The organism is Roseovarius dicentrarchi (assembly GCF_003316635.1).
GTDB lineage: Bacteria > Pseudomonadota > Alphaproteobacteria > Rhodobacterales > Rhodobacteraceae > Roseovarius > Roseovarius dicentrarchi.
Genome location: NZ_QNQP01000004.1, coordinates 100,052 through 109,352, shown reverse-complemented (window position 1 = coordinate 109,352; position 9,301 = coordinate 100,052). Strand labels below are relative to the sequence as shown.

Here is a 9,301-nt window from a genome sequence, read left to right as displayed (position 1 = left end):
CTTGACTGTATCGCTGCGAATTCTCAGCCACGTCCCTTTCATCAGGCACGCGCTGCGGTACTATAGCACCCTTGCAGCCATGACCAAGGACACCCAATGCCCGATATCTCTGACTTTGCCCCTGATTTCACCCTTCCCGTCACCGGGGGCGGCGAAATTCAGCTTAGCGCACTGCGCGGCGCACCAGTCGTCATATTCTTCTACCCGCGCGATGACACCTCCGGCTGCACCCGCGAGGCGCTTGATTTCACCGCGCTCGCGCCTGAATTCGCGCAGATCGATGCGCGCGTCGTCGGCATATCCAAGGATACGCTCACCAAACACGACAAGTTCCGCGAGAAACACGGACTGACCATCCCCCTCGCCTCTGACGCCGATGACACCACCTGCGAGGATTACGGCGTCTGGACCGAAAAGAAGATGTACGGCAAAACCTTCATGGGCATCGAGCGCAGCACATTCCTGATCGCGGCAGATGGCCGGATCGCCCGCGTCTGGCGCAAGGTCAAGGTGCCCGGCCACGCCGAAGAGGTGCTGAAAGCCGCCCGCGCCGAGGCGGAAAATACCGCCACGTCCTAGCGCGAGCGCACCTGTTTTTTCTTGGTTGAAATACCCAGAATCGCAACGCGCGTCTCGAAGCGCACCGATAGAGGGTAACGCGCAAACCCCTGCGCCCTGCGGCATCCGGGCGCAGGGCAACATGCAAAACGCCGCCCAGTGCGTTGCAAATCGGCGATAATCTGCCGTTATCGGCGCTCATGCGGCGATTCCGGGAACCGCTTTGCCCAAAACTGTTGCTCACAGTCCGCGCGCTGTCTAAGCAAAACCCGCAAGGCGCCGCGCCACGGAACGAATGCGCGCCACGATGGGATGGACACGGATAATGTAAGGACGGGACACTTGCGGACACTGATCGCAATAAAGATACACTCTTTTCTAGAGCGCCACTTTCCTGAACGCCGCCTTTTTCTGCGTTCCGATACCGACACGCGCTTCATCCGGCTGCGCCCTGCCACTCAGCTGATTGCCTTCAGCGGCATATCCCTGGTTGTCGCATGGTCGATCATCGCAACGGCGATCCTGCTGATGGACAGTATCGGATCGGGCAATTTCCGCGAACAGGCCAAGCGGGATCAGCGCACCTACGAAGCCCGTCTGAACGACCTGAGCACCGAGCGCGACAAGCGCGCCGTCGAAGCCCGCGAGGCGCAAGAGCGTTTCAACTCCGCGCTTGAGCAGATCTCGATCATGCAATCCGAACTTTTGGCCTCCGAAACGCGTCGCCGCGAGATGGAGACCGGCATCGGCGTGATCCAGTCCACCCTGCGCCGCACCATGCGCGAACGCGACGAGGCCCGCGGCAAGGCCGAGACCCTGACAGCCGAGCTGGAGACATCCGGCGAAGGCGATGCGCTCTCCTCGGCCAATGGTGCCGCCGGCAATGCCGTCGATTTCCTGACCCAGGCGCTGGCCGACACCGCCGCCGAGCGCGATCAGGTGACAGCAGACGCGCAGGATGCGCTGACACAGGCCGACGAGATGCAGCATCAGATTCGCCTGATGCAGGACCAGAACGATCAGATTTTCCGCCAGCTTGAAGATGCCATGACAATCTCGGTCGAGCCGCTGGACAAAATGTTCCGCTCCGCCGGGATGAGCACCGACACGATCCTGAACACTGTCCGCAAGGGATATTCCGGTCAGGGCGGCCCGCTCATGCCGCTCAGCTTCTCCACCCGCGGCGAGGAACCCTCCCCCGATGCGGTACGCGCCAATCGCCTGCTGAACCAGCTGGACCGCCTGAACCTGTATCGCATCGCCGCCGAAAAAGCGCCGTTCGCGATGCCTTTGAAGGGCGCATTCCGCTACACTTCCGGCTACGGTCAGCGCTGGGGCCGCATGCATAGCGGCACCGATATGGCCGGCGATCACGGCTCGCCCATCTATGCAACCGCCGATGGCGTCGTCACGCATGCGGGCTGGCAGTCGGGCTATGGCAGGCTGGTCAAGATCCAGCACGCCTTTGGGATTGAGACACGCTATGCGCATCAATCGAAAATCCGCGTGAAGAAGGGGCAAAGGGTCTCGCGCGGGGATCATATCGGTGATATGGGAAACTCTGGACGATCCACCGGCACCCATCTACACTATGAAATCAGGGTGGACGGCAACGCCATCAACGCAATGACATTCATCAAGGCTGGTAGAAATGTTTTCTAAGAGCAAAATCAACGAACCTGCCCCGCAAAAGGGCGACGCGCCCAAACCGGCAGGCTATGACAAACCTCTGGACGCACCCAAGCCTGCGGTGCCTCAGGGCGGCGATTTCAAGGCGGCTGCGCCCAAGGCGAAACCGCCGGCGTCGGTGCTGTCCTCGGATCTGCATGTCACCGGCAACATGAAGACAACCGGCGACATTCAAGTCGAAGGCGTGGTCGAGGGCGACATTCGCGCCCACCTGCTGACCATCGGCGAAACGGCCACGATCAAGGGCGAAGTGGTTGCCGATGACGTGGTCATCAATGGCCGCATCGTTGGCCGTGTACGCGGCCTGAAGGTGCGCCTGACGTCCACAGCGCGGGTTGAGGGTGACATCATCCACAAGACGATCGCGATCGAATCCGGCGCCCATTTCGAAGGCTCCGTTCAGCGCCAGGACGATCCGCTCAACCCCAAGGGCAAGGCACCCGAAGCAAAACCGGCCGAGCCCAAGCCCGCTGCGGCCGACCAAAAGCCCGGCTGATTCGGGCAACAGTTCCGCAACCGCGCTGTGGCTAACACGCGCGGGCAAGCCTACCGGCCCGCAAGGCAAAGATTGATCGCCGGAAACAGCTGCTGCCCCTCACCGTTCGGTTTGGGGCAGTTTTCATTGGGCATACGGGGCGCCTGATCGCCACACCAGACCTCGCCACAAAAAAGGACGGCCCAGCCGGACCGCCCTTTTCGTGTCTGTCAGCTGAGCAACACCAGCAACCGCGCTCAGTAGCACCCCTTGGCACCCGCGGGGCAATTCGGGCGGGCGCTGTAGTGACGCACCTTGCCATGCCGCTTGCGCTGCACCGGATGCTTCATCGCCTGCTGGTATGTCTGGTAGCGATTTGGCGTGCCGCAGCTGAACGATCCGTCCATCGAAACCGGCTGCAACCCGGCCGGGCAATGGTTTTCATGTGTCTCGTAGCGGCGAATGCCCAGCTCCCCCGCGGAAGGCGCCATGAATGCCGGCGCGTAAGCTTGGTTCGACGTAATCACTACAACCCGCTGATGCTCAATTATAGTAACTTGCTGCTGTGCCATCGCCGGCGCGCCCAGCAGCATCGCTGCTGCTCCCGTCATCACCACGCGCGCTGCGCTTCCAATTATATTCATTCTGTCCCTCTTGATCTGGCCATGCAGCCTTGGCTTGCTACCCGATATGGTACGCACGCAGGCGCAGCTGTCAATTTTAATTGGGCGTTTCAGCAAATCAGGCGAAGATCAGCGATTGTCCCACAACTGCCGTGCGACAAGCCAAGTCACTGGAAAACTGACGATAAAGCCGAGCGCTGCGGCAATCAGCACCCCGTTCATATCGTCATATCCCATAACCAGCCCGGCGACGATGGCGCTCCCTGCAAGGGTCGAACCGATGAAAAGATGTAGAATACCGGCCAATCGCCACATGGTCCCGCTCCGTCTAAGGGGTCAATTTTCGCTACCTTGATCGGTGCAGCGCATTGTCGCCTTGATCCATGTCAGACCAGGAAAACAATGCTGTCCGATCGGAACCCATTCCTAATCCGGGCGTTCATATCTGGCAACGATAAAGGGAATGTGAAAATGTTGAAAGCAACCTTTGTGCTGATAGCCGCTCTGGGCCTTGCAGCCTGCGAGACGACCGAAGGCTTTGGTCGTGACGTCCAGAAAGCAGGTCAGGCAATCGAAGAAGAAGCCGATTGAAGCTGCCGGACCCCATCGCAGTTTGTACCAAAGATCAAAGGCGATCCCTCCGATGGGTCGCCTTTAATTTTTCGGATCAGCATCAAAAATAACCGTCGGTTAAGATGCTTGCGCGATGATGGGGCATGATCAATATCCAAACACCACGCTGCGGCAGCGTGACGGTCCACCTCACGCTGCGCGCCCGCTGCCCTCGCAGGTTGCACCGGCATCTATGGATGGCGGCGCTCTGGGCCGCGCAATGCGATGTCTCCTTGAAACACGGCGCGATCTGCCACGCTGCGACGGCACTTCCCGACAGGGTGATTGCCGTTTGGACCCTACCCCAACAGCATTTGAGGCCGGACTTTGGCCAGTTCGAAGGCGATTTCGCCGCGAGCATTCATGCCAGCGACAACATCGGCGATATAGAGAGGATAGCGCTGAAGCTAAGGCCCATTCGGCACAAGTCACACATCCTGCGTTACGTGGACGACTGCCATTTCGCGCCGGTCAGGTATGGCTGGGCCAAAACCCCTGATGACTGGCCCCTGTCGACATTCGACAAGGCGCGTTCCTCCGAGATGATCCTGTCGTGAGACGCCTGCGCGCCTCAGCTATCCATCTTGAGCGCCGAGATGAACGCTTCCTGCGGAATGTCGACGCGACCAAACTGGCGCATCTTCTTCTTGCCCGCTTTCTGCTTCTCCAGCAGCTTCTTCTTTCGGCTTGCATCGCCGCCGTAACATTTTGCCGTCACGTCCTTGCGCATCGCCGAAAGCGTTTCCCGCGCGATCACCTTGCCACCGATGGCGGCCTGGATCGGTATCTTGAACATATGCCGCGGGATCAGATCCTTGAGCTTTTCCACCATCGCGCGCCCGCGCGCCTCGGCCCGGTCGCGGTGGACCATCATGGACAGGGCGTCGACCGGTTCGTCGTTCACCAGTATCGACATCTTTACCAGATGATCGGTGCGGTAGCCGATGATCTGATAATCAAAGCTGGCATACCCCTTGGTCACCGATTTCAGCCGGTCATAGAAGTCGAACACAACCTCGTTCAGCGGCAGATCGTAAACCACCATGGCGCGGCTGCCCGCATAGGTCAGGTCCATCTGGATGCCGCGGCGATCCTGGCACAGTTTCAGGACGTCGCCCAGATATTCATCAGGCACCAGAATTGTCGCCTTGATCCGCGGCTCTTCCACATGTTCCACAATCGACATATCCGGCATATCCGCCGGGTTGTGCAGCGGCAGCAACGTGCCATCGCGCATGTAGACGTTGTAGATGACCGAGGGCGCCGTCGTGATCAGCTCGATGTCATATTCACGCTCCACGCGGTCGCGGATCACTTCCAGATGCAGCAGCCCAAGAAATCCGCAGCGAAAGCCAAAGCCAAGCGCCGCGGATGTCTCCATTTCATACGTAAAGGAGGCGTCGTTCAGCGCCAGCTTTTCAATGGCATCGCGCAGGTCTTCGAACTCGGACGAGTCGACCGGGAAAAGCCCGCAAAACACCACCGGAACCGATGGCTTGAACCCCGGCAACGGCGCGGCGCAAGGTGCCTTGTCCAGCGTGATCGTATCGCCGACCTTGGTATCGCGGACCTGTTTGATCGACGCGGTGATGAATCCGATCTCGCCCGGCTCGAGCTGATCGACAACCGTCATCGCAGGGCGGAATACCCCGATTCGCTCGACCTGATGCACGCTGCCGTTCTGCATCATGCGGACGCGGTCGCCTTTCTTCAGGATGCCGTCCATGATGCGCACCAGAACGATGACGCCCAGATAGGCATCATACCAGCTATCGACCAGCATCGCCTTGAGCGGTGCATTGCGGTCACCGGTGGGCGGCGGCAGATGGGTGATGATCGCCTCCAGCGTTTCGACGATGCCCTGCCCCGTCTTGGCGCTGACGCGGATCGCGCCGCTGGCGTCGATGCCGATCACATCCTCGATCTGCTCGGCCACGCGGTCGCAATCTGTGGCGGGCAAGTCGATCTTGTTCAGGACCGGAATAATCTCGTGGCCCGCGTCGATGGCGGTGTAGACATTGGCCAGCGTCTGCGCCTCGACCCCTTGGGTCGAATCCACCACCAGCAGCGATCCCTCGACCGCACGCATGGAGCGGCTGACCTCATAGGCGAAATCGACATGGCCGGGCGTGTCGATCAGGTTCAGCACGTATTCCTCGCCATTCAGCGCGGTATAGTTGATGCGGACGGTCTGCGCCTTGATGGTGATACCGCGCTCGCGCTCGATATCCATGCTGTCCAGCATCTGTTCTTTCATGTCGCGCTCGGCAACCGTATTGGTCTGCTGGATCAGCCGATCGGCAAGCGTGGATTTCCCGTGATCGATATGTGCCACGATCGAGAAATTGCGAATATGTGCGAGGTCTGTCATGGCGCTGATATGATGCGTTACGCCCATTTGGTCAAGCTGGATCGCGTGGCGCGATACGATTGGGCATGGCCATCTTGTGAATTGAAAAATGCGGCTGAATCGGGCAGACAAGGCGCAAACAGGCAAGCCGGGGAGCGAACCCCGCATCAAAAACGAGGCAGCAGCGATGAAGAATCTCCTAATCCTTGGCATGATAGTGGTACTGGCCGGGTGTGGCGGCAACCGGTCCAAGGGCAACTCCGGGCGCGGCGCCGCGCCGCTATATGCGCCAACTGCGAGCGGCCCGATCAAGTCTGCCTGCCTTGCGTCGGATCGCAAGGCGCGCTCGAACCACCTGTGCGGCTGCATTCAGGCGGTTGCCGATCGCCACCTGACAGGCGGCGAGCAAAGACGCGCCGTTTCATTTTATGCCAACCCGCAATCCGCGCAGGACATTCGCCAATCCAAAAGCGCAAATGACGAGCGATTCTGGAAATCCTACTCCGAATACGCCAAGCAGGCCGAACGTATCTGCACCTGACCCTGCGCTGTCTTGAGCTGTCAGAGAGTGGCCGCACGGCCCGCTATGGCAACCGCACATCGCGGCCAGTGGCGCCGCACACAAAGCTGCGATATAGCGGCCCAATCACAGCAGGGAGCGCCGGACATGACCGATCAAGAGCAGCCACAGATCTATCTGATTACCCCGGCGGAGTTTGACGCGCGCCAGTTTCAGGACAGTCTGGCCAGCGTACTGGATGCGCATCCTGTCGCCTGTCTGCGCGTTGCCCTTTCCACCCATGACGAGGACCGCATTGCGCGTGCCGCCGATGCCTGCCGCGAGGTTTGCCACGCCCGCGAGGTCGCCGTCGTGATCGACAGCCACATCGCGCTGGCCGAGCGTCTGGGCCTTGACGGCGTCCATCTGACCGACGGCGCGCGCTCGGTCCGCAAGGCGCGCAAGACGTTGGGGCCCGACGCGATCATCGGCGCGTTTTGCGCCCAGTCACGGCATGAGGGCATGAATGCTGGCGAGGCTGGCGCGGATTACATTGCGTTTGGTCCGGTGGGCGCCACCGGCCTTGGCGATGGCGCACAGGCCGAGCCTGAGCTGTTCGGCTGGTGGAGCGAGATGATCGAGCTGCCCGTGGTGGCCGAGGGCGCGCTGACCGCCGATCTGCTGGCCGCGCTGGCACCGGTCACGGACTTCTTCGGCATCGGACAAGAGATTTGGGGTCGGGACGATCCCGCTGCCGCCCTGGGCCAGATGATCCGCGCGATGGGCTAGCCCGGTCAGCCTTGCCGCTCCGGCGGCATCGCGCTGCGCACTGTTCTCTCCGCTTCAGCGGCCAGCACCTTGCGGTTGGCATAGTCTGCCACGCGCAAGGGCGGGTGGTACGTCAGCGCGACACCCCCGCCGCGCCGTGCGGCAAAGACCCGCGCGGCATGCGGGGCAAAATCCATGTCGCCATACCAGCCATAAAACGCCGCATCTTCGCCCTTTGGCGCGCGATAGACCACCGTCACCGGCTGAACATACAGCGCATGTTTGGGGGCAAAAAACGCCTGAAACAGCGTCGGCTTGAAGGCGAGTACACGCAGGCCGTCGGTTGATGTCCCTTCGGGAAAGAACGCCAGTTGTTGGCCGGCCTCCAGCCGCGCCTCCAGCGCGGCGGTCTGGGCCTGTGCATCGCGCGCGTCCCGGCGGATGAACAACGTGCCGGCCGCGCGGGCCAGGTAGCCGATGACGGGCCAGTCGGCGACCTCGGATTTGGACACGAACACAATGCGGTGCCGGGCGTTCAGAACGAAAATATCCAACCACGATGCATGGTTGGCCACCACCGCACCCGGCTGCGCCATTGGCGTGCCAATGACGGTCAGCCGCAGCCCTGCAATGGCAAGGCAGGCCCGAAAGAAGCCCTGCACGACATAACCCGATACTGGCCTGCGCAGCCCTGCCAACGGACGCTCGACCGCGCGGACGAGCAGCAGGAGCGGCAAAAGCACGGCCAGCACGACCAGCAGCAACACGATGCGCAGCGCGATGCGCAGCCGCCCCGCCATACCGGGCGGCGGCAGCTCCGGCTCGGGCCGCGGCCAAGGGGGGACAGTCACGGGCGGCCCGCCGGGGCATAGAGCGCCCGATGCAGCGGCCCCAAACGTGCGGTATCCATGATCAGACAAACATCCGTTGTGTTGAATTTATGGTCGATGAATGCCCCGTCGCCCGCATATCCGCCAAGCCGCAGATAGGCCTTGATCAGCGGCGGCATCTGCAACATCGCGGCCCGCCTGTCCAGATCAGGCGGCGCGATCAGGTTCATCGGCTGGTAGCACAGCGACCGCGCGGTCAGATGCTCAGGGGCGCTGTGGCGGTGATGCAGCAATGACAGCGGCGCAGCCAGCGCGCCCGGATCCGTGCCGTGAAAACTGGCCACGCCAAACAACACCTCGGCGCCGTGATCGGCAACGTAATTCGCCAATCCCTGCCACAGATGCAGCAAGGCCGGCCCGCCGCGATACCGCGCATCCACGCAAGAGCGGCCCAGTTCCAGCAGGCGGCGACCGGAGGCGCGCAGCGTTGTCAGGTCATATTCGTCCTCGGAATAAAACTGACCGGCGCGCGCCGCCTGATCGGCGCGCAGCACGCGGTAGACGCCGATGACCTGATCGTCCGGCCCCTCCGGCAAGGTCCGGTCGCGCAGCAGCAAATGGTCAAACCATGCGTCGAACCGATCCGCCTCGATTCCGGCGTCATGGTCGACCATCAGGCCGCCGCTGCCCAGCTCTTGCACAAAGACACGGTAACGCAGGCGCTGCGCCGCGCGAATATCAGGCGCGCCGCTGGCCAAAGTGACCTCGAAGTCAGGAGAGGGGCTGCTGCGGGCCGCGCGCGTTGTCATTCTGTCCTCGGGGAGCGGGAAGCTGGCCGCTTTCTATGGGCCATGACGCTCAAAGGCAAGATCGGGGGATTGCAACCGTCAGGGTTGA

12 protein-coding genes are annotated in these 9,301 nt (G+C 61.6%); 7 read left to right on the top strand and 5 right to left on the bottom strand.

Annotated elements, in window-relative coordinates; translation table 11 throughout:
* Positions 1-96 precede the first annotated feature (96 nt).
* The 3 genes from DQ230_RS04145 (at position 97) to DQ230_RS04135 (ending at position 2,743) form a co-directional block, all read left to right on the top strand.
* Complete coding sequence (locus DQ230_RS04145) at positions 97-579, top strand: peroxiredoxin (protein WP_113911242.1); 483 nt, start codon at positions 97-99, stop codon at positions 577-579.
* Positions 580-900: 321 nt separating this feature from the next.
* Positions 901-2,220, top strand: a complete 1,320-nt coding sequence (locus DQ230_RS04140) for a M23 family metallopeptidase (protein WP_203227991.1) — start codon at positions 901-903, stop codon at positions 2,218-2,220.
* Positions 2,210-2,743 carry a bactofilin family protein gene (locus DQ230_RS04135; RefSeq protein ID WP_113911241.1) on the top strand — a complete coding sequence of 178 codons (534 nt, stop codon included), beginning with the start codon at positions 2,210-2,212 and terminating at the stop codon, positions 2,741-2,743. The genes DQ230_RS04140 and DQ230_RS04135 overlap by 11 nt, the downstream gene beginning before the upstream one ends.
* 236 nt (positions 2,744-2,979) lie before the next feature.
* On the opposite strand, the gene DQ230_RS04130 is transcribed toward DQ230_RS04135, so the two are convergent.
* On the bottom strand, positions 2,980-3,366 hold the full coding sequence (locus DQ230_RS04130; RefSeq protein ID WP_238987415.1) for a hypothetical protein: 387 nt from the start codon (positions 3,364-3,366) through the stop codon (positions 2,980-2,982).
* A gap of 108 nt (positions 3,367-3,474) precedes the next feature.
* On the bottom strand, positions 3,475-3,660 hold the full coding sequence (locus DQ230_RS04125) for a CTP synthetase (RefSeq protein WP_113911240.1): 186 nt from the start codon (positions 3,658-3,660) through the stop codon (positions 3,475-3,477).
* A gap of 156 nt (positions 3,661-3,816) precedes the next feature.
* On the opposite strand from DQ230_RS04125, the gene DQ230_RS04120 reads away from it, so the two are divergent.
* Positions 3,817-3,936 carry an entericidin A/B family lipoprotein gene (locus DQ230_RS04120; RefSeq protein WP_113911346.1) on the top strand — a complete coding sequence of 40 codons (120 nt, stop codon included), beginning with the start codon at positions 3,817-3,819 and terminating at the stop codon, positions 3,934-3,936.
* A 125-nt stretch (positions 3,937-4,061) separates the two neighbouring features.
* Positions 4,062-4,514: a hypothetical protein gene (locus DQ230_RS04115; RefSeq protein ID WP_162497356.1), complete on the top strand. Its 453-nt coding sequence runs from the start codon at positions 4,062-4,064 to the stop codon at positions 4,512-4,514.
* A gap of 14 nt (positions 4,515-4,528) precedes the next feature.
* On the opposite strand, the gene lepA is transcribed toward DQ230_RS04115, so the two are convergent.
* On the bottom strand, positions 4,529-6,328 hold the full coding sequence (gene lepA / locus DQ230_RS04110) for a translation elongation factor 4 (protein ID WP_113911238.1): 1,800 nt from the start codon (positions 6,326-6,328) through the stop codon (positions 4,529-4,531).
* A gap of 166 nt (positions 6,329-6,494) precedes the next feature.
* On the opposite strand from lepA, the gene DQ230_RS04105 reads away from it, so the two are divergent.
* Positions 6,495-6,848: a hypothetical protein gene (locus DQ230_RS04105; protein WP_113911345.1), complete on the top strand. Its 354-nt coding sequence runs from the start codon at positions 6,495-6,497 to the stop codon at positions 6,846-6,848.
* 126 nt (positions 6,849-6,974) lie between these two features.
* Positions 6,975-7,595 carry a thiamine phosphate synthase gene (locus tag DQ230_RS04100; protein ID WP_113911237.1) on the top strand — a complete coding sequence of 207 codons (621 nt, stop codon included), beginning with the start codon at positions 6,975-6,977 and terminating at the stop codon, positions 7,593-7,595.
* A gap of 5 nt (positions 7,596-7,600) precedes the next feature.
* Here the strand turns inward: DQ230_RS04100 and olsA are convergent, their stop codons facing one another.
* Together olsA and olsB are read right to left on the bottom strand one after the other, a co-directional pair.
* Positions 7,601-8,425, bottom strand: a complete 825-nt coding sequence (gene olsA, locus DQ230_RS04095) for a lyso-ornithine lipid O-acyltransferase (protein ID WP_476705472.1) — start codon at positions 8,423-8,425, stop codon at positions 7,601-7,603.
* Complete coding sequence (gene olsB / locus DQ230_RS04090; protein WP_113911235.1) at positions 8,422-9,213, bottom strand: L-ornithine N(alpha)-acyltransferase; 792 nt, start codon at positions 9,211-9,213, stop codon at positions 8,422-8,424. Before olsB ends, olsA begins: the two co-directional genes overlap by 4 nt.
* Between the last annotated feature and the right edge of the window lie 88 nt (positions 9,214-9,301).

What these genes read in the sequence shown, in the direction of transcription:
- DQ230_RS04145 (WP_113911242.1), top strand. Translation starts at nt 97, where the DNA reads ATGCCCGATATCTCTGACTTTGCCCCTGATTTCACCCTTCCCGTCACC.
- DQ230_RS04135 (WP_113911241.1), top strand. Translation starts at nt 2,210, where the DNA reads ATGTTTTCTAAGAGCAAAATCAACGAACCTGCCCCGCAAAAGGGCGAC.
- DQ230_RS04130 (WP_238987415.1), bottom strand. Translation starts at nt 3,366, where the DNA reads ATGAATATAATTGGAAGCGCAGCGCGCGTGGTGATGACGGGAGCAGCA.
- DQ230_RS04125 (WP_113911240.1), bottom strand. Translation starts at nt 3,660, where the DNA reads ATGTGGCGATTGGCCGGTATTCTACATCTTTTCATCGGTTCGACCCTT.
- DQ230_RS04120 (WP_113911346.1), top strand. Translation starts at nt 3,817, where the DNA reads ATGTTGAAAGCAACCTTTGTGCTGATAGCCGCTCTGGGCCTTGCAGCC.
- DQ230_RS04115 (WP_162497356.1), top strand. Translation starts at nt 4,062, where the DNA reads ATGATCAATATCCAAACACCACGCTGCGGCAGCGTGACGGTCCACCTC.
- lepA (WP_113911238.1), bottom strand. Translation starts at nt 6,328, where the DNA reads ATGACAGACCTCGCACATATTCGCAATTTCTCGATCGTGGCACATATC.
- DQ230_RS04105 (WP_113911345.1), top strand. Translation starts at nt 6,495, where the DNA reads ATGAAGAATCTCCTAATCCTTGGCATGATAGTGGTACTGGCCGGGTGT.
- DQ230_RS04100 (WP_113911237.1), top strand. Translation starts at nt 6,975, where the DNA reads ATGACCGATCAAGAGCAGCCACAGATCTATCTGATTACCCCGGCGGAG.
- olsB (WP_113911235.1), bottom strand. Translation starts at nt 9,213, where the DNA reads ATGACAACGCGCGCGGCCCGCAGCAGCCCCTCTCCTGACTTCGAGGTC.